The organism is Streptomyces monashensis, from assembly GCF_001866665.1.
GTDB lineage: Bacteria > Actinomycetota > Actinomycetes > Streptomycetales > Streptomycetaceae > Streptomyces > Streptomyces monashensis.
Window position 1 is genome coordinate 1 of sequence record NZ_MLYO01000109.1, and the last position, 22412, is coordinate 22412.

The 22412-nt window shown below is 72.3% G+C and carries 16 protein-coding genes; 8 read left to right on the forward strand and 8 right to left on the reverse strand.

All coding sequences use genetic code 11. The annotated features are described in order from the left end of the window. Positions 1 to 619: phosphopantetheine-binding protein (locus tag BIV23_RS53440; RefSeq protein WP_281250210.1), on the forward strand; the 619-nt coding region annotated here is incomplete at its 5' end. 200 nt (positions 620 to 819) lie between these two features. On the opposite strand, the gene BIV23_RS42380 is transcribed toward BIV23_RS53440, so the two are convergent. The 6 genes from BIV23_RS42380 to BIV23_RS42405 form a co-directional block, all read right to left on the reverse strand. After that, positions 820 to 1533 (reverse strand): helix-turn-helix transcriptional regulator, encoded by a 714-nt coding sequence (locus tag BIV23_RS42380; RefSeq protein ID WP_425443584.1) that lies wholly within the window; start codon positions 1531 to 1533, stop codon positions 820 to 822. A 448-nt stretch (positions 1534 to 1981) separates the two neighbouring features. Continuing rightward, positions 1982 to 4876 (reverse strand): AAA family ATPase, encoded by a 2895-nt coding sequence (locus BIV23_RS42385; RefSeq protein WP_071386326.1) that lies wholly within the window; start codon positions 4874 to 4876, stop codon positions 1982 to 1984. Between the two features lie 560 nt (positions 4877 to 5436). Next, positions 5437 to 8313 (reverse strand): helix-turn-helix transcriptional regulator, encoded by a 2877-nt coding sequence (locus BIV23_RS42390; RefSeq protein ID WP_071386327.1) that lies wholly within the window; start codon positions 8311 to 8313, stop codon positions 5437 to 5439. Between the two features lie 193 nt (positions 8314 to 8506). Beyond that, a complete protein-coding gene (locus BIV23_RS42395) occupies positions 8507 to 9916 on the reverse strand; it encodes an acyltransferase (RefSeq protein WP_079173759.1) in 1410 nt (469 codons plus the stop codon). 5 nt (positions 9917 to 9921) lie between these two features. After that, the gene (locus BIV23_RS42400) at positions 9922 to 11142 is read right to left on the reverse strand and encodes a cytochrome P450 (RefSeq protein ID WP_071386329.1); all 1221 of its coding nucleotides are present in this window, start codon (positions 11140 to 11142) and stop codon (positions 9922 to 9924) included. A 67-nt stretch (positions 11143 to 11209) separates the two neighbouring features. Next, positions 11210 to 12433, reverse strand: coding sequence for a cytochrome P450 (locus BIV23_RS42405; protein ID WP_245790920.1), 1224 nt, complete (start codon positions 12431 to 12433; stop codon positions 11210 to 11212). A gap of 330 nt (positions 12434 to 12763) precedes the next feature. On the opposite strand from BIV23_RS42405, the gene BIV23_RS42410 reads away from it, so the two are divergent. From BIV23_RS42410 to BIV23_RS42425, 4 genes are all read left to right on the forward strand, one after another. Next, a complete protein-coding gene (locus BIV23_RS42410; RefSeq protein ID WP_071386330.1) occupies positions 12764 to 12973 on the forward strand; it encodes a ferredoxin in 210 nt (69 codons plus the stop codon). Between the two features lie 47 nt (positions 12974 to 13020). Continuing rightward, entirely contained in the window at positions 13021 to 14271 is a 1251-nt protein-coding gene (locus tag BIV23_RS42415) for an activator-dependent family glycosyltransferase (protein ID WP_071386331.1), read from the forward strand. 78 nt (positions 14272 to 14349) lie between these two features. Continuing rightward, positions 14350 to 15354, forward strand: coding sequence for a dTDP-glucose 4,6-dehydratase (gene rfbB / locus BIV23_RS42420; protein ID WP_071386332.1), 1005 nt, complete (start codon positions 14350 to 14352; stop codon positions 15352 to 15354). Further along, positions 15348 to 16139: an AfsR/SARP family transcriptional regulator gene (locus BIV23_RS42425; RefSeq protein ID WP_071386338.1), complete on the forward strand. Its 792-nt coding sequence runs from the start codon at positions 15348 to 15350 to the stop codon at positions 16137 to 16139. Before rfbB ends, BIV23_RS42425 begins: the two co-directional genes overlap by 7 nt. Here BIV23_RS42425 and BIV23_RS42430 read toward each other — a convergent pair. Beyond that, a complete protein-coding gene (locus BIV23_RS42430; RefSeq protein ID WP_079173761.1) occupies positions 16059 to 17174 on the reverse strand; it encodes an NAD-dependent epimerase/dehydratase family protein in 1116 nt (371 codons plus the stop codon). The genes BIV23_RS42425 and BIV23_RS42430 overlap by 81 nt on opposite strands. 196 nt (positions 17175 to 17370) lie before the next feature. Between BIV23_RS42430 and BIV23_RS42435 the strand changes: the two genes are divergently transcribed. After that, entirely contained in the window at positions 17371 to 17979 is a 609-nt protein-coding gene (locus BIV23_RS42435; RefSeq protein ID WP_071386333.1) for a dTDP-4-dehydrorhamnose 3,5-epimerase family protein, read from the forward strand. Between the two features lie 49 nt (positions 17980 to 18028). After that, positions 18029 to 19252 (forward strand): macrolide family glycosyltransferase, encoded by a 1224-nt coding sequence (locus BIV23_RS42440; protein ID WP_071386334.1) that lies wholly within the window; start codon positions 18029 to 18031, stop codon positions 19250 to 19252. Between the two features lie 79 nt (positions 19253 to 19331). Here BIV23_RS42440 and rfbH read toward each other — a convergent pair whose 3' ends face one another. Next, complete coding sequence (gene rfbH / locus BIV23_RS42445) at positions 19332 to 20633, reverse strand: lipopolysaccharide biosynthesis protein RfbH (RefSeq protein ID WP_071386335.1); 1302 nt, start codon at positions 20631 to 20633, stop codon at positions 19332 to 19334. A gap of 230 nt (positions 20634 to 20863) precedes the next feature. Here rfbH and BIV23_RS42450 point away from each other — a divergent pair, with 230 nt between their 5' ends. Continuing rightward, entirely contained in the window at positions 20864 to 22258 is a 1395-nt protein-coding gene (locus tag BIV23_RS42450; protein WP_177240238.1) for an acyltransferase, read from the forward strand. Positions 22259 to 22412: the final 154 nt, after the last annotated feature.

The following is a 22412-nucleotide window of genomic DNA, read 5'->3' on the forward strand; positions in this document are numbered from 1 at the left end:
TCGGCCCAGCCCCCTCCTCGCCGACCTCCCCCAGGCGGCCGCGGCCATGACCGCGCTTGAGGCGCCGTACGATTCCGCTGGTGCCGGCGCGGGGCGGCCCGCCCTGGTCGAGCGCGTCGCCCCGCTGTCGCCCCAGGGGCGAGCCGATGCCCTCCTGGACCACGTACGGCGTGCCGCGGGCAAGGCGCTGGGGCACGGCGACACGACGGCGGTCGCCGCCGAACGGGCCTTCCGCGACATGGGGTTCGACTCGCTGACCGCCGTGGAGCTGCGCAATACGTTGATCGAGGACACGGGTCTGGCGCTGCCCGCGACCCTGGTGTTCGACCACCCCACGCCGGCCGCCCTGGCCCAGCATCTGGACGCCGAACTGTCCGGGGAGAACGAGACCGTGGCGTCCATGCTGGCGGACCTGGAGACGGGCATCGCCCGCATCATGAAGGCGGATCCGGACGACGACGCCCGCGCGCTCCTCGGCGCCCGGCTCAGGACGCTCCTGAGCGAGATCGAGCTCGCCGGTGCCGGACCCGAGGGCGACGGCCCGTCCCTCGGTGAGCGGTTGGACGGCGCGAGCGACGAGGAGCTGTTCGACCTCATCAGCCGCGAGCTGGAGCAGTAGCCGCGGGGAGTACCGCCGGAGACCGGACACCGTCCGGTCTCCGGCAACTTCCCTGCCCCGCCGGTGCGTTGGCGCCGGACACGCGTCGGCGGCCGCACCGTTCGAGACGGTGCGGCCGCCGACGCAGCTGTTGGGGGTGGCCCGGATCGACGCACAGCGAGACGGGTGCGCCAGGCGTCAGGCCGGTGGCGAAGTTGTCGCTACTTGATGAAGTCCGGCAGGACCCGCGGGGGCCACTGGCCGACGGTCAGCATGCCCATGGAGTGGGCGCGCGCCACGAGAGCGGCGCGGTTCGGTGCCTTCAACTTCCGCAGCATGAGACCGACGTGGTATTCGACGCCCTGCCGGCTGAGGTAGAGACGAGCCGCGAGCTGGACCGTGGAGGCGCCGCTGGCGACGCCCTCGAGGACCTGTGCGTCGAGCTTGCTGAGAAGCCGCTCACCGGGGTTGAGGACTCCCTCCTCGGCGTCCGTGTCGGGTGCGTGAGTGTCCGGCCTGACCTGTACGACGATCCCGGCCAGCAGTCCGGTGGTGTTCTGTACGGCGATGCCCGTCAGTTCTCCGGAAAAGGCCCGCCCGTCGTCACCCAGGCCGACCATGCGCTCGGCGAAGCGGTTGCAGCGCCCTTCCGACAACCGGTTGAAGTGCCGGTTGAGTACGGAAGGCGAGCTGGGGTGGAGAAGATCGTAGAGGCTCCGTCCGCAGATGTCGGCGGACGTTCTGCCGAACTGGCGGGAGAAATCATGCTCCGCTGCCACGATGTGCATGTCGGTGTCGATGTGTGCCGTGTAGAAGCGACGGCTGCTCTCCGTGCGATGTCGGTGATCGGGCTGAGTTCGGTGAAACTCCGAAGGAGTGCGCGGGGCCGCCGCCCTGTCCCTGTTGTGCCAGGGCCCTGTTATTCGCGTGGTCACTGCGACGCACCGTCTTTCTGCATTCAGATGTGGGGAATCTGTTACCCGAAGGCACATTTGATCGGACGCGATACTGCTTCTTCCGGTTCCGAGATCGGCCGGTCCCCCGTCCCTGCGTGCATCTGATCAACTGTGATCGAGCCTAGGAATATGCCTACAGACGGGTCAAGCAAACTTTTGCGTGGCTCCAAAACACTGTGGTCGGGTGGTTCGGTGGTGCGGTCGCGCGGACCCCACGGATCGGTGGGAGCCGAGATGCAGACCCCCTGAGCGGCCAAGGGTCACCTCAGGTCACCGACTGGTTTCGTTGCGTAGTCCGGTGTGTGTCGCGGCGCACACCGTCGCCGGGGTGAGCGGGAAAGAGCATCGGTGCGGGCGTGTGACCGTTTCTGTCGCAACGATGCCCGGTCACTGCCTGGTTACTGTCCAGTTGGTGCCCGAAGTTGGTTCACTGCTCGGCGTCATCCCCGGTGAGCGCTTTGGCCAGCCCGGGACGCCCGGAGATGCCAAGTTTCCGATAGGAGTTCGTGAGATGTTTCTCCACCATCCGCGACGACGTGCCGAGTTGACTCGCGATGTCCGAGTTGCTAAGTCCTGCCGCCGCGAGACGGGCGACTTTGCGTTCTGAGGGGGTCAGCCTGTTGCCGCGGGCTTCCGGTTCCCTTGTTCTCTCGGCCAGTTTGCTGCTGATTTTCCTCGTCAACGCGGGGGCGTCATGTTCGTTCGCCAGTCGGTGTGCCCGTTTGAGGGTTTCCGATCTCCGGTTGTGGTGGGTTTCACGATGAGTTCCCAGGGCGTACAGAGCCCGGCACAGTTCGTATACGTTGCCGCTCTTCTCCAGGACCGTGACGGCCTCTTCGAGCAACTCGGGGCCCTTGCGTCCGGACGTGACCCGGCCGAGGACGACCAGGCCGCGCCCCAGCGCGGTGGGCGCCCCCCAGGCCCGGGATCTGTCGAGCTCCGACTGCGCTGCGGCGACGGCTTCTTCGTGCTCGCCCAGGCGGTGGTGCATGAGAGCGGCGCACGACGACCACGGCAGGACGACCGGGTTCAGCCAGCCGATCTGCTCGGTGCGCCGGCCCGCCGTCCGGTAGTGGTCCAGCGCCGTGCGGGGTTCGTCGCGCCGGGCCGCGAGCGAGCCCCGCGCCACGTGCAGAAGCGCGGCCAGGTGCTGGTTCTCGGTGTGCAGCCGGTGCTGGGTGAGGAGTTGTTCCGCGAGCTCGGGCTCGTCGGTGTTCATCGCGACGATCGAGAGGACCGCCGTGCAGACGGTGGGCAGACCGCTGGCCTCGGGGCCCGCGAGGGCGTCCGCCTGGACGACCTTGTTCCGGGCGTAGGTCCGGTGTCCCTCGGCGAGCGCGACCAGTGCCTGTTCGCAGCGGATGACGGCCTGTTCCACGTCACCGCCGCGGCGCTGGGCGAGCCGGTGCGCCTCACGCAGCCAGTTGGCCGCGCCCTCGGTGTGCTCCGCGCCGGCGAGGATGTTCACGGCCAACGGCACCGTGCTGTGGACGTGGTCGGGGATGGGCCGCTCCTGCTCCAGGATGCGGGTGCACAGGCTCGCCAGCTGCTCCGCGGGCACGGCTCCCGCCACGAACGCGATGTGCATCAACGACGTGACCAACTCCCGTTCGCCCGGGGTGGCCAGCCGGGGGGAGGGGCCGAGGTCGCGGAAGCGTCGTAGCGCCCGCTGGATGTGTGCGGGATCCTGCGCCGACAGGACGTGCTCGCGTGCTTCCAGGCGCAGGGCCAGCTCGCGTTCCGTCGCCTCCCCGGCGTCCGAGCGGCGCAGCTCTTCGGCGATGGAGGCGCGGATGGCGTCGATGCGGAAGGTGGGCGGGTCCATCTGGAGCGGTCCCAGCAGCAGCATCGCGTCGGCCCGTTCCCGTACCGTAATGAGCAGCGGTACGGCCTCCACGACGTGCCGGAGCGAGGCGGCTGTCGCGAAACTGCGTTCCGAGGTGGCGAGATCGACGAGCAGCCGCGCCCTGTTGTGCCCCGAGAGGGACGCATCGAGGAGGGCGGGGCGCAGATAGCGTGCCGCGTCCCGGGGGGAGCCGCGGCGCTGCGCACTGGCGGCGGCGGTGCGCAGGATCCGGACCGCCTTCGGGCCGCGCAGGGTGATCACGGCCATCAGCTGCTCCGCGGCGAGTTCGGCCGGGTGGCCGGCGCGGTGCAGCAGCTCGGCCGTCACCCCGCGCATCACGGTGCGCTCCTGGGCGGGCATGTTCTCTTCCAGCAGGTCCCGCAGCACCGTGCCCGAGGTGAGCCGGTACGAGCGCCGGTCCACGAGACCGGCGAGGCGCAGCACTTCGACGGCCTGTTCCCGCCCGGCGTCGTCGAGTTCGGCGAGCCGGGCCACGAACTGCTCGTCCGCCGCCGGGCCGAGCAGGGTGAGTGCGTAGGCGACCCGTCGCACGTGGTCGGGCTGCGACCGCAGGAACGCGTCGAGACGTTGGCGGACCCGCTCGGGGCGCAGGGTCGCCACGACGACGGCGTCCGTCGCCGTCGGACGCAGTCTCAGGTACTGCGCCTCGTCCAGCACCGTCCGCAGCAGCAGCGGGTTGCCGCCGGAGCGCGTCGCGACGGTGTCCACGAACACCGGGTCCGTCGCGCCGCCGAGGGACTTCTCCACCAGCAGGCGCACGCTGTTGAGGCCGAGCGGTGCGAGTTCCAGCGTCTGGTCGGACACCGGGTCGTCGGACCGGAACGGGCCGTCCGGGCACCGGGGTTCGGCCCGGTAGTCCTGGGGGGCGAGCAGGTCACGGACGTGCTGTCGGGTGCCTCGTACATCACCGGGCAGCACGGAGAACACGAAGAGGATCCGCCGACGCGCGCGCCGTGCCAGCGACAGGGCGAGCGCATGCAGGGACCCGGTGTCCGCCCACTGCAGGTCGTCCACCATGAGCACCGCCGGGCGGTCGTCCTGTATGCAGCCCAGCAGCCCCGTCAGCCAGCGCGGAGCCTGCTGTCGGCTGAGCGCGGACCACGCGGGGGCCGCCGCGGGCGTGCCGTCCGTGGGGGCCGTGCGCGAAGTGCCCCCGGGCAGCGAGGCGTCCGCCCGCCGCAGCCAGCGGGCCATGTCGTCGGGCGGGACGACCCCGCGCAGCGAGTCCAGCAACTGCCCGACCACGCCGAACTGGAACGGCTCCTCGGCAGCGGACGCCTGGGCCCTGAGGAGGACGAATCCGTGGTCACGGCTGAGGGCCGCCAAGGACTCCAGGAGCGTCGAGCGGCCCACGCCCAGCGGACCGCGGACGACGAGCAGTGCGCCCTCCCCGGCCTCGGCGCGGCGCAGGGCGGCGGTGGCATGCGCAAGAGCGGACTCGCGTTCTAGTAACACCGTGCTGGTACTCCCTCGTGCGCGGGGTGCCGACCGGGTCGGCGGAACTCTGCGGTCGCTGTGCTGTCCGGGACCGGCGGACCGGCCGGTGGCCCGGGCCGGCGCAATCCCCCGGTTCAGGAGGGCGAGACGCGGCACGGGTGGCAGCGCATGTCCGAGGGACAGTGCGTGGAGAGTCCATGGCATCGCTCATACAGAAAGAGTCCTGAAGGTTCACTCACAGCCGCTTGACATCCGAGTGTCAGCAGATCACAGCGAGGGGTGGACCAGCAAGAGGGCTCGTAAAGTCCGCAATAGCGTTGGGCTTGTGCCCCAAATTGCACAAGGAGCCGCCGAGTCCGTTCGTAGGGTCCCTGGTCAGGCCGTGTTCGGCCGTGACGGCGAGGCCGGGGCGGCACTCGCGAACGCCGTGAGAGGCACTGGGTGTCAGGGGAATGGAATCGCGGGGGAATGCTTGATGATTCCTGAATGAAGGTCAAATTACTCTGTCAAGCGGAACGGAAACCGACGGCATTCCGGTAGGATTACCGACCGCACTCGGGGCGTCTCCGGGCGGACCGTCACTGCTCGTGCTCGGAGTTGTCGATGCCCTCCGACTCCAGCACGTCCCGCAGCTGTCGCCGCCCGGACAGGCCGAGTTTGCGATACACCGAGGTCAGATGAACCTCCACCGTCCGCTGTGTCACGTACAGGGACTCGGCGATCCACGCGTTCGACCGGCCGGACGCCGCGAGGCGGGCCACTTGGGACTCGCTCTGTGTGAGCGCTCCCAAGCCGCGGGAAACGGGGCGGCGCGGCCGCGCGCCGGTGGCGAGCAGTGCCCGGTGGGCGACGGTGTAGAGGGAGCGGGATCCGACGTCGTACGCCTCCTCCCAGCCCTGCCGCAGCACCGCGCGGGCGTCCTTCGTGTACCCGAGGCGCTGGAGCGCCTTGCCCCGAGCGACCCGCACGCGGGCGCGCACCAGGGCGGCCCGGGTGCCCATGAGCACCTGCTCGGCCTCCTCCAGCAGGAGCGGCCGCTCGCCGTCGCTCGCCGCCGCCCACAGTTCCAGTCCTGACCCCAGGGCGCACGGCAGGCCCGCGGACCGGGCGCCGGTGACGGCCTCCTCGGCCAGCGCGGCGGCCGCGCCCTGGTCGCCCAGCGCGAGATGGGCGTGCCCGGCCCAGTACCACCAGGGCGAGACGGCCGGACTGATGCGCTGCCATTCCGCCTGCCGGCGCGCGCACTCCTTGAGAACCGCCAGCGCCCGCTCGTGGTCCTTCGTGTCCAGATGCAGCCGGCCGCGGGCGCAGAGCACTTCGTTCCACTGCCAGGAGTCGTCCGGGACGGGGTCGGGTATCTCCTTCTCCAGCAGGATGGCCTGAGCCAGGTCGCCCCGGTCGAGCAGGGCGTGCAGCCGTACGGCGAGCGGCAGCGCCTCGTACCGGCTGGCGCGCGAGACGGTCACGTCCTTGAGGGCGGCGGCGGTGGCGCGCAGCGCCGGGTCGAGCGAGCCGAGCCGCTGGTGCGCCTCTGCGCTGAGGGCGAGCAGGCTCGGATAGGTCTGGTCGAGCAGCGCGTCGGTGCCTTCGAGGAGCCGCTGGTAGCTGCACTCGGCCTCGTGCGGCAGGTCGGCGTAGAGCAGGACCGAGGCGGCCGTGGCGAGGAAGAGCGGGGCGTCGTTGGTCGCCGTACCGCGGCCGATGACGGCGCGGGCCGCGGCGACCGCCTCGGCGACCCGGTCCAGGCGGGTCACCGAGACGGCGGCGCGGGCCGCGAGCAGCGCGCGTTCCTCCGGGGTGTCGCCGGGCAGGGAGAGGTCGAAGGAGACGGCCTCCAGCAGCTCGGTGAAGGCGGACCGGTTGCCGGTGGCCGCCATCAGCAGCCGCGCTTCGACGAGTTGGGGATCGGCCGTGCCGGACAGAGGTACGGCCGTCTCGGTGCGGTAGCGGGTCAGGAGACCGACGGCCCGGGCCACCTGCCCCTGCCGGGTGAGTGCCTCGGCGAGCGACCTGAGGGCCTGAAGCCGCAACTCCGGCCCGGTCGCCCGGTCCAGCGCCGTGCTCAGGTGGCGGACGCTGGCCTCGGGATCGATCCGGCTCTCCGCCACGCCGAGTTCGACGAGCAGACTCGGGTCGCAGTCCTCCTCGGTGCCCTCGGGCACGCACGGGCGCAGCAGTTGCATCGCGCGCATCGGGGAGGCGCGCAGCATGGCCTCACGGGCGGCCTCCCGCAGCACGGTGCGGGCCCAGGACTGGTGTGTCGTGGACGGCGCCTGGCGCAGGTGCTCGGCCACCTCCGCGGCGCTGGCCCCGGCGTCGTGCAGCAGCCGGGCCGCCCGGCCGTGTGCGGTGTCGCGCTCCTCCTCGGACATCTCGCCCAGGACGACGTTGCGCAGCAGGGTGTGGGCGAAGGACCAGGTGCCGTCGGCGTTGGAGGTGACCAGTCCGAGGAAGACGAGGGCCAGCAGGGAGCGGGCGAAGACGGCGCTGTCCAGCAGGGCCAGGCGCGCGCCGGTCTCCGGGGAGACCTCGTCCCCGAGCACGGCCAGGGCGCGGGCCGCCCGGACGGTGGCCTCCGGGTGCCGGTGCAGCAGGCGCGCCGCCCGCACCCGGAACGCGGGGATGTCCTGTTCGGACACGGACGTGAAGCGGTCGGCGGTGAGCGGGAGTTGCTCCTCGCGCAGTGCCGTCAGGAGCCGGGTCACCATCAGCGGGTTGCCGTTCGTGGCCGCGAGGCAGGACGCGTGGAAGGCCGCGTCGGTCTCCGTACCGAGCAGCCGTCGCGCCAGCAGGCCGATCCCCGCACCGGTCAGCGGCCGTGGCCGCAGCACCCGGCACAGGGGGAGGGCCGCCACCTCGTTGAGGGCCGGCACATGTGTGCCGCTGCGGCGGGTCAGCGCCATCAGCACGGGCAGCCCCGCCATGCGGCGCGCGCCGTGTGCGAGGAAGCGCAGCGACGCGGCGTCGGCCTCCTCCGCGTCGTCGACGACGATCGCCAACGGGCCGTTCGCCGCGGCCGACCGGACGATCTCCTGCAGCTCGCCGAGCACGTCGAAGGGCACGTCGGCCCCGTCGACGTCGGCGGGCCAGGGCACCTGCGCGTCCGGGCCGGAGGGGCCCGGTCGCTCGGGCCAGGTGACCGGCGGCATGCTCTCGACGTCGAGGCCGGCCAGCAGGTCACGGATGGTGCTCAGCGGCAGCCGGTGGTCCTGCCGGCCGGCGCGGGTGTGGACCACGCGCAGGCCCTGGGCCCGCGCCGTGGCGACCAGGGCCCGCAACAGGCTCGACTTGCCGATGCCGTCAGGGCCTTCGAGCATGACGAGACCGGGGTCGCCGGCCGCGGTCCGTCGCGTGAGCTCGCCGAGGAGGGCCAGTTCACGCTCGCGCTCCACCGGCTCCGGGTCCGGTCCGTCCGGCTGCGGTTCCCGAGAGCTGTCCCCGTGCGCAGTGGTCATCGCCCTGTACCTCCCTCCCGGAACGCCGCCGGCGCCCGGGACCTGTGTCCGCCCCCAGGGGATCGACCGCACGGACCGGCCACGCCGACCCGGCATCACTCCCCCCGATGGGCCATTTTGGCCCATACCAGGTAGGGAGAGGCGCCTGATCGCTCTTTTCCCGCCGCCGCGCCGTGATCCCGGCCGGCGGGCGTCACGATCCGACGGGCGCCGCGCCGCGGGCGTGCAGCCGTTCCCGCCACGGCGGTGTGTGCGCGAGAGCGGCGTCGGACTCGGGCAGACACAGATACACGTCCCGGCCCCCGTCCTCCTGCGGCGTGGGCGCGATGTGCACCGTCGGCACCGGCAGGTCGGGGAACTCGTACCAGAAGGGGCGTCCCGCGCCCAGGTCGATCCGGTACAGCGGGAACTGCGACCAGTTGTTGACCGACAGGGACGTCGTCGACACGTCGGGGGCCCGCACCGACATCACGTGCCGGGACACGCCCTTGCTCCGGTAGGAGCCGAGGAAGGCGATCTCGTCGCGGATCTTGTCCTCGGTGTTGCTGTCCAGACAGCGCCGGACGTCCCGCGCCACGGCCCCGAGCGGCAGCTCGCGCAACCGGGCGGCGGTGAGCGAGGTCCAGCTGTTGCTGACGCAGTTGCCCCAGTACGACGCCGGCAGCGCATCGCCCAGCCGGCTCTGCGCGCCGACGATCAGCCCGAGCCACTCCGCGGCGTCGGCCGGCCGGTCCCGCAGCTCGCCCAGCACCTGCCACAGGTGGGCGGTGAGCGCGTCGTTCGTCGACACCCACGCGTCGGCGTCGGGCAGGGTCCGCTGGGCCTCGGCCTTGAGCGCGGCCAGTTCCGCCGCACCGAACCGGGTGGTGATCGTGGCGAGCCTGTTCACGCCGACGCGCAGCGTGGTCGCCAGGTGCCGCACCCGGCCCACGGCCACGAACGCCCGCCCCGCGCGGGTGACGGGGTCCGCGGACAGCCGGCCCAGCGCGTCCAGCACCCCCCGGTCGTGGCTGGGTTCCTCCCACGACAGCCCGAGGTGCTCGCGCGACCAGCTCTCCAGGAAGGCCACGGTGCTGCCGCCGTCCGCGAGGCTGTGGTTGATGAGTACGCCGAGGATCGAGCCGCCGCCCCGCATCTGCGTCAGCCGGATCTTCAGCAGCGGAGTGTCCCGGCCCACCACGCGAAACGCGCTCACCTCGCGCAGCAGCTCCCCGATGACCGGCTCGGCGCGCAGGCCGTGCCCGTAGTCGCGCATCGGGTCCGGGCTCGACGCCTCGGTGAACCGGACGCCCGCGTCGTCGCACAGCACGCTCAGGCCACCGTCCGCGTCCCGCTGCAGGCGCCCGGCCAGCGGGGGGTAACGGCGCAGCGTGCGCGCCAGCGAGTCGCGCAGCGCCGCGCCGTCGAGGGTGTCGCGGTAGAAGAACGTCAGCGGGGTGTACCACGGCCCGGTCAGCAGGTCGTAGCCGGTCAGCCGGATCCGGGCGCCGTCGGCGGTCCCGGCGCGCACGGTGTGCACCCGCTCCACCCGGCTGTCGACGGTCGTGCGGAACGCGGGCAGATCCTTCCTCGTCCCACGCCGCGCGGAGCCTTTTCGCGCCATGACCGTCAGTCCCAGGCCACGAGCAGCTGGTCCACGCCGTAGTGCACCGCACGGTCGCGCAACGGCACCTCCCCGGCCGCTGCCGCCAGCCGCAACGAGGGGAAGCGATCGAACAGGCTGCGCAGCCCGATCCGCATGCTGGCCCGTGCCAGATGCTGGCCCAGACACTGGTGCGCGCCGAAGCCCAGCGCGAGGTGTTTGCGCGGGACTCGGGTGACGTCCAGCCGGTCGGGGTCGGTGAACACCTCCGGGTCGCGGTTGGCGGCGGGCAGCGACAGCACGACCGTCTGGCCGGCCCTGATCGTGGTGCCGCCGATCTCGACGTCCTCCAACGCGCAGCGACTGGAACCCATCTGAGAGATCGTCAGATAGCGCAGCAGCTCGTCCACCGCCCCGGCCTCGTACAGCTCCGGCCGCTCGCGCAGCAGGGCCAGCTGGTCCGGGTGCTCCAGCAGGGCGAAGGTGCTCAGGGCCAGCATGTTCGGCGTGGTGTCGAGCGACCCGCCCAGGGTGAGGACGGCCAGGTTGACCAGCTCGTCCTCGGTCAGCTCACCGGTCGCCGCCAGCCGGCCGAAGAAGTCCTCGCCCTGCTCCGCCGTCCGCTCACGCACCATCGGACGGATGAGCCCGTCCATCGACTCCACGTGGTGGACGAACTCCTCCAGCGTGTACGTGAGCGTCATCAGCGCCGAGAAGTGCTCCTGGATGCCGTCCATCAGCTCCGGCGAGACGTCCATCAGCGAGCACACGGAGCGCAGGCTGACCTTCTCCGCGAAGTCGGTGACCAGGTCCGCGGGCGAGCCCTTCGCGGCCATCTCCGCCAGCGCCCCGTCCACGATGCGCGTCAGCTGCGGCTCGTACTGCTGGATGCGCCGCAGCGTGAAGTGGCCCGCCAGCAGCCGCCGGTACCTGGTGTGCTCAGGGGCGTCCATCTTCGCGAACGACCCGGGCGGCGAGGGCTGCGGGGCGTACTCGGTCATCGGGAACGGCGGCGCGACCACGTGCGCCAGCAACTCGTTGCGGTGGCTGAAGCGGTCGTCGGCGAGGATCTGGCGTACCAGGTCGTGACGGGTCACCAGCCAGCCCGACGTGTCCTTCGGCGCCACCTGGAAGGTGACGGGGCTGACCGGCTGCTCGGCACGCAGCCGGGCGTACTCGGTGGGCGGGTCGAACGGGCACTTTCCCCGCTCCGAGGGGATCACGGGCGGGCCGGGCCTGGTCTTCATGGGGTCGCTCCGTCGCGAGAGGGGCCGAGGCTGAGGGGATGGGGGAGGGGCATGGGGCGAACCGGCCTCACGCGCGCCGCACGCGCAGGGGCAGGTGCCGGGCACCGAAGACGTTGGTGCCGTGCCAGCTGAGCCGCGCCGCCGGGTCGACGGCGATGCCGCTGTACCGGTCCAGCAGCGCATCGAGCGCGATCCGGCCCTCGAGCCGGGCCAGCGGCGCCCCGATGCAGTAGTGGATGCCGTGCCCGAACGCCGCCTGCCGGGCGTTGGCGCGATCCGGGCGGAACGCGTCCGGGTCCTCGAAGACCTCCTCGTCCCGGTTGGCCGACAGCAGCCACAGATGGACGAGGGTGTCGGGGCCGACGTCCGTGCCGGCGACGACGGTGGCGGCCGTCGTGACCCGCTCGATCCGGGTGAACGGCGGGCGCAGGCGCAGTGTCTCCTCCAGGACCGCCGGGACCAGCGAACGGTCCGCGCGCACCCGCTCCAGCAGCCGCGGGTCGCGGTCCAGGCACAGCAGCGCGTTGCCCACGAGCACCGAGGTGGTGATGTGCCCGGCGAGCAGCAGCAGCGTCGCGAAACTCGCGATGTCCTCGTCGTCCAGCCGCTCGCCGTCGAGTTCGGCGCCGACCAGGGTACCCAGCAGATCGCCGCTCGGCTCCGAGCGGCGGGCCTCGATGAAGCCCTGGAGGTACGCGGAGATGGTGACCGCCGTCTCCTCCATCCGCCGTACGCTCTGGGGGTCGTCCGGATCGGTCGACAGCAACTGGTCGGCCCAGCCCTGGAACCGGTCGCGGTCCTCGGTGGGCACGCCCAGCATGCGCGCGATGACCGTCACCGGCAGCGGGTTGGCCAGGGCGTCCACGAGGTCGAAGGCGTCGTCGGGGGCGGCGTCCAGCAACTGCCCGGTCAGCTCGGTGATCCACGGCTCCAGGCCGGCGATCAGCCCCGGGGTGAACGCCCGGCTGACCAGACGGCGCATCTTGCCGTGCAGCGGCGGGTCCAGGAGCAGCAGCGTGCCCCGCGGTGCCTGCTTCGCACCGCCCGACAGCCGGCCCACCGTGTCCGAGGAGAACGTCGCCGGATCGGCGAGGATCCGCTGCACGTCGGCGTGGCGGAAGACGTGCACGTTGCCGCTGCCGTCCCGCCACACGGGCTGCTCCTCGCGCATCCGCGCCGCCCAGGCCAGCAGTGCGACGCCGCCGTCGGGCTCGACGGTCGGCGGACGTTCGAGCCGGACGTCGGCCCCGGGCGTCGGGTCGAGCACGTCCGAGGTGCCTTGCTGCGCCACCCGGATTCCCCTTTCGCAGATGTCGTACGACGGTCCCGCGGGCGCCGTCCGTTCCACCGGCGCCGCCGCCCGATCGCCCGGCCAGCCCAACACGACGGCGCCGCGCCGGGCCAGCGAGGGCGGCGCTGTCTAGGGATTCACCCGAGAACCGGCGCGCACCCACAACCCCCGCCCCGCGCACACCGGTTCCCGCGGCCCGCACGCCGGCCGAATCTCTGGAGGAAACCCCAGACAGCGGCCCACGCGCGGCCGATCCCCGCACCGGCACCGCAAGATGGGCTCGCCCCGGCAACCCATCGGTCCGGCACGGCGAGCGCACAGGAGGCCCGCATGGACATCGCGATCGACCACGACAGGTGCATCGGCGCCGGCCAGTGCGCCCTCATCGCCCCCGAGGTCTTCGACCAGGGCGACGACGGACTGGCCCTGCTGCTGGTCGACCGACCCGGCGCCGCACAGGCCCCCGCCGTGCGCGAGGCGTCCGAGTCCTGCCCGCTGAACGCCATCACCGTGACGGAGGACCGGGAGCGAACGGCCTGAGCGCCGGCCCGGGCCACCATCACGGAACCGACTGAGGAGAGGAATCCATGCGCGTCCTGTTCGCCGGCCTGCCGGAGAAGTCACACGTCTTCACGATGGTGCCGCTGGCCTGGGCCCTGACGGCCGCCGGACACGAGGTGCTGATGGCCAACGCGCCGTCGCTCAACGAGGCCGTCACCGGCGCCGGGCTGGTGGCCGCGCCGATCGGCACCGACCACGACGACGTCCATCGCGACATGGCCGTCGCCCGCGACTCGCAGGACGCCGACGTCGCCAACTGGAGCCGCCTGGGCTACGGCGACGTCGACCACGCGAGCCTGGTCGAGCGGTACTCCATCAGCGTCCCCTACGGGTTCGCCCGCTACAACGCCCCCATCCTCGACGATCTCGTCGCGCTCGCCCGGGACTGGCAGCCCGACCTCGTGGTACGCGACCCGATCGCCTACGCGGGCGGCATCGCCGCACGCGCCTGCGGCGCCGCGCACGCGCGCCTGCTGTGGTCCGCCGACGTCTACGGCCAGGCCCGTGCCACGTTCGTCGAACTCGCCCGGGACGTACCGGAGGACCAGCGCGCCGACCCGCTCGCCGACTGGATCGACGAGCGCGCAGGCGCCTACGGGGTGCGCTGCGACGAGGAGCTGCTGAACGGGCAGTTCACCCTCGACACGCTGCCGCCGAGCCTGCGCCCGCCGAGCGACCTGCACCAGGTCTCGATGCGGTACGTGCCCTACAACGGCCCCGCCGTGCGGTGGCAGTGGCTACGCGAGGAGCCCAAGCGGCCCCGCGTCTGCGTCACCCTGGGCCGCACCAACACCGAGGCCTACGGCGGCGACTACGTCGACGTCGCCGAACTGCTCCGCGCCCTGTCACGGCTGGACGCCGACATCGTCGCCGCCCTCATGCCCGAGCAGGCCGAGCAGCTGGACAACCTGCCCGCGAACGTCCTGGCCGTCAGCGGGGTCGCGCTCAGCACCCTGCTGCCGACGTGCTCCGCCGTGATCCACCACGGCGGCTGGGGCAGCTTCTCCACCGCCCTGGTCAACGCCGTGCCGCAGCTCGCCCTGTCCACCCTCGTCGCGGACCAGGAACTGCGCGGCCGGTCCCTCGAGGACGCCGGCGCCGGCTTCTTCCTGCACCACACCGACGCCGACCCCGACCGGGCCACCGACCTCACCCGGCAGCTCCTGGAGGACCCCTCCCACGCCGCCGCCGCACGTCGGCTGCGCGACGAGTCCGCCGCGATGCCCACCCCGCACGCCGTCGTCGCGGAACTCGAACGCCTCGTCGCGGCCCGCTGAACCCCGGCGCGACCGCACACACCGTCAGAAAGGAGGACGGCGCCCGCTCGGCACGCCCGGTGACGCGCCGCACCCACGATGAGTCAGACGCGCATCCTGGTGACCGGCGGTGCCGGCTTCATCGGTTCCCACTACGTCCGGACGCTGCTCGGGGCTCTCGGCCCCGACGACGTCACCGTCACCGTACTCGACGCCTTCACCTACGCCGCCAACCTGGCCAACCTGGCCCCGGTGGCGCACTCCGACCGCTACCGGCTCGTCGTCGGCGACATCTGCGACCGCGAACTGGTCGACGGCCTGATGGCCGAGCACGACCAGGTGGTGCACTTCGCCGCCGAGTCCCACGTGGACCGCTCCCTGGCCAGCGCCGCCGAGTTCGTACGCTCCAACGTCCTGGGCACCCAGACCCTGCTGGACGCCGCCCTGCACCAGGGCATCGACCGGTTCGTGCACATCTCCACGGACGAGGTCTACGGCTCCATCCCGGCGGGCTCCTGCTCCGAGGAGCAGCCGCTGCACCCCAACTCGCCGTACGCCGCCTCCAAGGCGTCCAGCGACCTGATCGCGCTGTCCTACCACCGCTCCCACGGCCTGGACGTGTGCGTGACCCGCTGCTCGAACAACTACGGGTACCACCAGTACCCCGAGAAGATCATCCCGCTGTTCGTCACCCGCCTGCTCGCGGGCCGGAAGGTCCCCCTGTACGGCGACGGCCTGAACGTGCGCGACTGGCTGCACGTCGACGACCACATCCGCGCCGTCGAACTGGTCCGCACCCGGGGCCGCGCCGGTGAGGTCTACAACATCGGCGGCGGCACCGAACTGGACAACCGCGGTCTGACCGAACTCCTCCTGGAGGCCTGCGGCGCCGACTGGGAGAGCGTGGAGTACGTCACCGACCGCAAGGGCCACGACCGCCGCTACTCCGTGGACTGGCGCAAGGCCCACATCGAGCTCGGCTACAAGCCGCACGTCGACTTCGCGGAGGGCCTCGCCGAGACGGTCGCCTGGTACCGGGACAACTCCGAGGTGTGGGGCCGGGCCACCCGGCCCGGTCAGGCGACGGGGACCGCACCGTGCTGACCTGGCACACTCTCGGCGCGCTGCGGGTGTCGGCCGACGGCCGTGACGTCACTCCCACGGCACCGAAGGTCCGCCAGGTGCTGGCCCTGCTGCTCGCCCGCCGCAACTCGGTCGTCTCGCTGTCCGCGCTGACGACCGAGTTGTGGGCGGAGGACCCGCCGCGCAGTGCCACCGCCACCGTGCAGACGTACGCGTACCAGCTGCGCAAGGCGCTGCACGGTGGCGAGGATCCCGGTCCCGGCGAGCCCGGCCCGCTCGTCACCCACGCCCACGGCTACCTGCTGCAGGTCGGGCCGGGCGAATGCGACGCGGACGAGTTCGCCCACCTCACCGGCCTGGCCCGCACGACACTCGCCGGCGGTGACCCGGCCGGCGCCGAGGCACTGCTCGACCGGGCCCTCGGGCTGTGGGACGGACCGCCGTTCGCCGACGTCACTCCCGGCCCGGCCGTGCAGGGGCACGCCCTGCGCCTGAAGGAACTGCACCTTCAGGCCGAGGAGTTGCGGGTCATCGCGGGCCTGCGCCTGGACCGGCACCGTGAACTCGTCGGCGAGTTGAAGGAAATCGCCTGCGCACGGCCGCTGCACGAATGGTTCCAGGGCGCTCTCATCATCACCCTGGAGCGGTGCGGCCGGCGCGGCGAGGCGCTGGAGGTCTACGGGCGGCTGAGCGCGCAACTCCGCGACGAACTCGGCCTGGACCCGTCACCGGGCCTGCAGCGGCTGCGCCAGCACGTGCTGACCGACCGCGTCAGCACGGCCGACCTGGACCTCCTGCCCGGCTGACGTGTCGCCCACGGCGGCCGGGGCCGCCCGCTCACCCGTCGGCGGCGAGGTCTCCTGCCGCCGGGCCGCGGCCTGCCACAGATCCTGCACCATGTCGCGGGGCGTGCGCCGCGGCCGCCAGTCCAGAAGCGCGCGCGCCGCCGACACGTCCACGGCCATCCAGTCGGTGTCCGTCAGCCCACGCGACTGCGCGACCGGACGCTCCACGAGCCGGGCCGGACGGCCGCTGATCGACATCAGCAGGTCCACCATGTCCCGCACCGGCTGCGAGACGCCGCTCGCGATGTTGACCACGCGCCCGGCGGCGCCCGGGGAACGCAGCGCCGCGACGACGGCCCGCGACACGTCCTGCGCGTCGACGAAGTCACGGCTGCTGCGCAGCGGCGACACCCGCACCTCGGCCGTCCGCCCCTCGGCGGCCCCCTCCAGCAACTGCGCGGCCACCTGGCCGAGCAGGCTGCCCCGGGGCGTGCCGGCGCCGATCACGTTCGACAGCCGCAGCACCACCGCGTCCGCCGTACCGGACTCGGCGGCCCGCAGCACCGTCCGCGTGCCGTGCAGCTTCGTCCGCCCGTAGTCGGTGGCCGGCTCCTCCGGCGAGTTCTCCGTGAGCCACACCCCCCGGGGCTGCGGGCTGTACTCGTGCACCGAGCCCAGCTGCACCAGTCGCGGCCGCGGTCCGGCGGCGGTCAGCGCGGTGAGGAGCCGCTCCACGAGCAACTGGTTGCTGCGGTGCATCCGGTCGGCCGTGGGCGACCACACCTCTCCCGCGGCGTTCACGACGCCCACCGGGCCCGCCTCGTCGATCAGTTCGACCAGGGCTCGCGGTTCGGCGTCGGCCAGGTCCATGGGGTGGAAGCGCCAGGACGCCGGTGTCTTGCGGGGGTGACGGGCGACGGCGAGCACCTCGTAGCCGGCCTGTTCCAGGGCGGCTCCCACATGACGGCCGACGAATCCGGTCGCCCCGAGAACCAGCACGCGGCCGGACCCCCTGTCCGCACCGTGCGGCCGTCCCAGCGCACCGACCTCCGGCATGCCGTCTCTCCTCCCGGATCCGCGCGCCGCGCATCCGTTCACCGTCGCTGCCCCGCCCGATCGCGGGTCTGACGACACCACTGAAGCAGCCGCCGATCGAGGATCGCTCCAGGCTTCGTCGGCCTCCGTCGACCGGAACCGTCCACCGACGGCTCTCGATCGGTCCTCGATCCCGACGCCCTACGGTGTGGCCACCATGAAGGTTCGAGAGATGGCCGTGCCGGACGCGTACCACATCACGCCGCACCAGATCCGTGACGAGCGCGGCAGCTTCTACGAGTCGTTCCGGCACGACAGGCTGGCCGCGGAGATCGGCCGCCCTGTGCCCGTGGCGCAGGTGAACTACTCGGTGTCGCGCCGCAGCACCCTGCGCGGACTGCACGGCACCCTGCTGCCACCCGGGCAGGCCAAGGTGGTGTGCGTGGTGCGCGGCGCCGTCCTCGACATCGTCGTGGACCTGCGGGTCGGTTCCCCCACGTGGGGAGTGCACGAGGCGAACTGGCTGTCCGCCGAGACGGGCGAGACGCTGTTCGTCGCCGAGGGCCTGGTGCACGGCTTCCTCGCCCTCACCGACGACACCTGTGTGTCGTACCTGTGCTCCACCGAGTTCGTACCCGGCACCCAGGTGGACATCGACCCCTTCGACCCCGATCTCGCCCTGCCCTGGAGCCTGTCCGAGGCGCCTCTGATGTCCGAGAAGGACCTCAAGGCGATCTCCGTCGCCGAGGCCCGGGACACCGGACTCCTGGCCCGCTACGAGGACTGCCTGGCGCACTACGAGGCGCTGAGGGCGGACGCCCGCTGATCCACCGCCGCGGCCCTCCCCGGGCCGTCAGAGACCTTTCGGAGAGCCGATGCCGCCCGGCACGCCCACCCCCTCGCGCCACTACGCGCTCCTCCTGTTCGCCGACTACGGCCACATCGCCCCCACGCTGGGAGTGGCCCGCGAACTGCTCGCCCGCGGCCACCGCGTCACCTACGTCGTCGACGAACGCTTCGCACCGGTCGTGACGGACTGCGGCGCGAGTGCCGTCACCTACACCTCCGCGCGCGGCGACTTCTACCGGGCCGCCGACCCGAACCCGGACCGGCTCGCCCGCGACGGCTACGACCTCCTCGTCGACACCGTGCGCACCGTCTACCCCGCCGCCCTGGACGCCCTCGCCGGCGACCCGCCCGACGTCGTGCTCTACGACTTCGAGACGGTCGCCGCCGGCCGTGTGCTCGCGCGGGTCCTGGGGGCCGTACCGGTGCAGGTCTGCCCGAGCCACGCCGCCAACGAGAAGTTCTCGCTGCGCGCCCAGATGTGGGACCCCGGGCACCCGTTGATGGCCGAGGGCGCCCGGGTGATCATCGGCTTCATGGGCGAACACGGCATCGGACTGGACGAGATGGGCCGCTACGGCGCCGAGTGGGACACCCGCAACCTGGTCTTCCTGCCGCGCGCCTTCCAGATCGAGGGCGACAGCTTCGACGACCGGTTCGCCTTCGTGGGCCCCACGTCCGGCGAGCCCGAGCCCGGCCTCTGGTCGCCGCCCGGCGACGGGCACCGGGTCGCCCTGGTCTCCCTGGGCACCGAGGCGGGGGACCGCGGCGACTTCTTCCGCCTGTGCGCCGAGGCCTTCCCGCCGGCCGACTGGCACGTCGTCATGACACTCGGCCGGGGCAGCGACCCCGCGCAGCTCGGCCCGCTGCCGGCACACGTCGAAGCGCACCCCTGGCTGCCGCACCCCGCCGTGCTGCCGCACGCCGACGTGTTCGTGTGCCACGCGGGCATGGGCAGCCTGATGGAGTCCCTGTCCTACGGCACCCCCGTGGTGGCCCTGCCGACCGCCCACGAACTGGTGCTCAGCGCGCGCCGGTTGGAGGAGTGCCGGGTCGGACGCGCCCTGGACCGGACCGCGCTGACCGCAGAGCGTCTCGCCGGCACGGTGGCGCGGCTGCTCGCCGACCCCGGCACACCGGCGGCCCTCGCCGCCCTGCGTGACGCCATCCGCACGGCCGGCGGCGCCCCTCGCGCCGCCGACCTGCTGGAGACGTGGGCCACGCAGGACCCGGCGACGCCCGCGGCCGGCTGAGCGGACGCCGGCACGTGCGACGGGGCGGGTCCCGGCACCGACCGGTGCCGGGACCCGCCCCGTCGGCGTCCCGCGGGACTCAGTGCGGCAGGGTGACGTACTCCATGACCGTGTCGATGCTGTAGTCGATCATCTCGTCGGTCAGCCCCGGATACACGCCGATCCAGAACGTCCGCTCGGTGGTGATGTCACTGTTGGTCAGGGTGCCGCTGACCCGGAACTCCCGCCCCTCGTAGGCCGGATGACGGGTCAGGTTGCCGGCGAAGAAGCGGCGCGTGGCGACCTTGCTGGACTCCAGGTGGTCGATGAGCGCGGCGGGCTCGAACGGCGCGCCCGGCTGCACGGTCATGGCGAAGCCGAACCAGCTCGGGTCACTGCCCGGGGTGGCCTCGGGGAGCAGCAGGTGCGGCAGCCCGTCCAGGCCCTCCCGCAGCCGGGCCCAGTTGTGGCGACGCTTCTTGCCGAACTCGTCGATGCGGCTGAGCTGCTGGAGGCCGAGCGCCGCGGAGACGTCCGTCGACTTCAGGTTGTAACCCACGTGGGAGAAGATGTACTTGTGGTCGTAGCCCTCCGGCAGCGACCCCATCTGCTGCTCGAACCGCTTGAAACAGCGGTTGTCCTCACCCGGCTCGCACCAGCAGTCGCGGCCCCAGTCACGCATCGACTCCACGATCCGGGCCAGGATCAGGTTGTCCGTCAGCACACAGCCGCCCTCGCCCATGGTGATGTGGTGGGCGGGGTAGAAGCTCTCGGTCGCCAGGTCACCGAAGGTTCCGGTCAGCTGTCCGTCGTAGGTGCTGCCCAGGGCGTCGCAGTTGTCCTCGATGAGGAACAGGTCGCGGTCCTGCGCCAGTTGGGCGATCTCGCGCACCCGGAACGGGTTGCCCAGTGCGTGCGCCATCATGATCGCCCGGGTGCGCGGGCCGATCGCCCGCTCCACCCGCTCCAACGACGCGTTGTAGGTGCCCAGTTCGACGTCGACGAAGACCGGCACCAGGCCGTTCTGCAGGATCGGGTTGACCGTCGTGGGGAACCCGGCGGCAACCGTGATCACCTCGTCGCCCGGCTTCAGCCGGTCCTCGCCCAGCTGCGGCGAGGTCAGACTGCTCAGCGCCAGCAGATTGGCCGACGAACCGGAGTTGGTGAGATGCGCCTTGCGCAGACCGAAGTACTTGGCCAGCGCGCGTTCCAGCCTGCGCGAGCTGACACCGGCGGCGATCCGCATGTCGAGCGCCGCCTCCACCAGTGCCACCCGGTCGTCCTCGGTGAGTACCGCTCCGGACGCCAGCACCGGCGTGCTGCCCGGCACGAACCCCGACGAGGCGGTGGAACGGTGGTACTCCCGCACCAGGTCGAGGATCTCGGTCTTGTCGTTCCCCACGGCTGATGGCCTCCTGTTGTGTACCGGTGGGGACGATACGTACGGCCGGCTCGCAGTCGAAGCGGGTCCCCACGCCCGTATCGCATTCGATCGGGGGAACTCCAGACCAGCACGCGCGCCCACCCGCGGGCCAGGCACGCCCGACGAATCTAGGGAACCACCAAAAGCCTGCGGGTCTGGGGATTTCATCGTCCCGGATCCGGCACTGTGAAGCAGCCCAGCTTTCGTGGGTGTCTCGTCCATCCCTGGAGCCGCAAGCGATGAAGTACGGCCGCCCGCCGGGCACACCTGAGCGCACCGTCGTCCTGCGCGGGGGAGCGACGTCCGGTGAGCGCGTCCGGCTCGGAGTCCACGACCTGATGAACGGCACCTTCGCCACGCCGCGCGCCTTCTTCTACCGGCAGACCCTGGACGCGGACGCCCTGACCGACTCCCTGCGCCGCACCCTGGCGCACTATCCGCTGCTCACCGGGCGCCTCGTGCGCGACGACGACGGCGGACTCGGCGTGGTGTGCGACGACGCCGGCGCCGTCCTCGCGGTCACCCGCTCCGACAGCGCCATGCCGGACTACGGGCCCGACCGGTCCGCCCGAGGGGACCTGCGCCGCTACATCCACCCCGTCAACGCCTTCCGCGTCGTCGGCCACGACACCCCGCTGCTCACCGTCAAGGTCACGCACATGCGCGGCGGCGGCTCCGTGCTCGGCGTCAGCATCAACCACAGCGTCGTCGACGGCGCCGGCTACCTCGACTTCCTGCACCACTGGTCCCGCACACACGCGGGGCAGGACCTCCCCGCACCGCCGTACGACCGTGCGCTCATGGACGGCCTGGCCGACGACGCGCAACCCGGGCCGGACGACCCGCAGTACGAGGTCGTCACCGGACGGCGCAAGTTCGGGTTCATCTGGAAGGTCAACGCCCGCGCGCGCAGGATGCGCACCATCACCGTCCGCTTCACCGCCGCGGAGGTGCTCGCCCTGCGCGAGACCGCCCGCGCCGGACAGGACCGCTACCGGCCTCCCGCCTCCAGCGGCGACGCGCTCGGGGCACACGTATGGCGGGTGCTCGGTGCGCTGCGCGACCGCGCACCCGAGGCCGAGGAGCGCCTGGGCATCGTGGTCGGCCTGCGGGCCCCGCTCAAGGACCGGCTCCCGGACGGATATTGGGGTAACGCGGTGTCCAACACCACGGCCGTGCTGCGGGCCCGCGAGCTGCGTGAGGAGCCCCTCGCCCATGCCGTCGGCGCGGTACGCGCCGCGCTGGACCGTGTCACGCCCGAACGGGTGCGTCAGGAGGCGGCCTTCCTGGTGGCGCAGCGGCGCGCGGGGCGCTCCGGACGGGTCCTCAGCCGGATGTCGCTGGACGCGTTCGAGGGGACGGTCGCGCTGAACAACGCCAGCCGACTGCCCGTGTACGCGCTGGAGTTCGGCGCCGGCAGGCCGTTCTGGTACGAGTTCCCGGCCAACCCCGTCCCGTGGACGGTACTGGTCACGCCCACCCCGGACGAGGACCACAGCCGCGACGTCCGCCTGAGCATTCCCCGCGAGGCCGCGGACGCGCTGGCCGACCCACGCTGGGCCGCACGTCTGCACAGCGCTGCCGACCGGCTCGGCAGCCCTTGATCGCGGGTCCCGGTCCCGACTTCCCCCGGCCGGGACCGGGACCCGCTTCCCCTCTCGCGAAGGACCTGCGGACACCGGTCGACGGTGCCGGCAGGCCCTTCGCACATGCGACGCCCCCTAGGCCTCCGCGGCCTTGCGCAGGGCGTCGACGCGG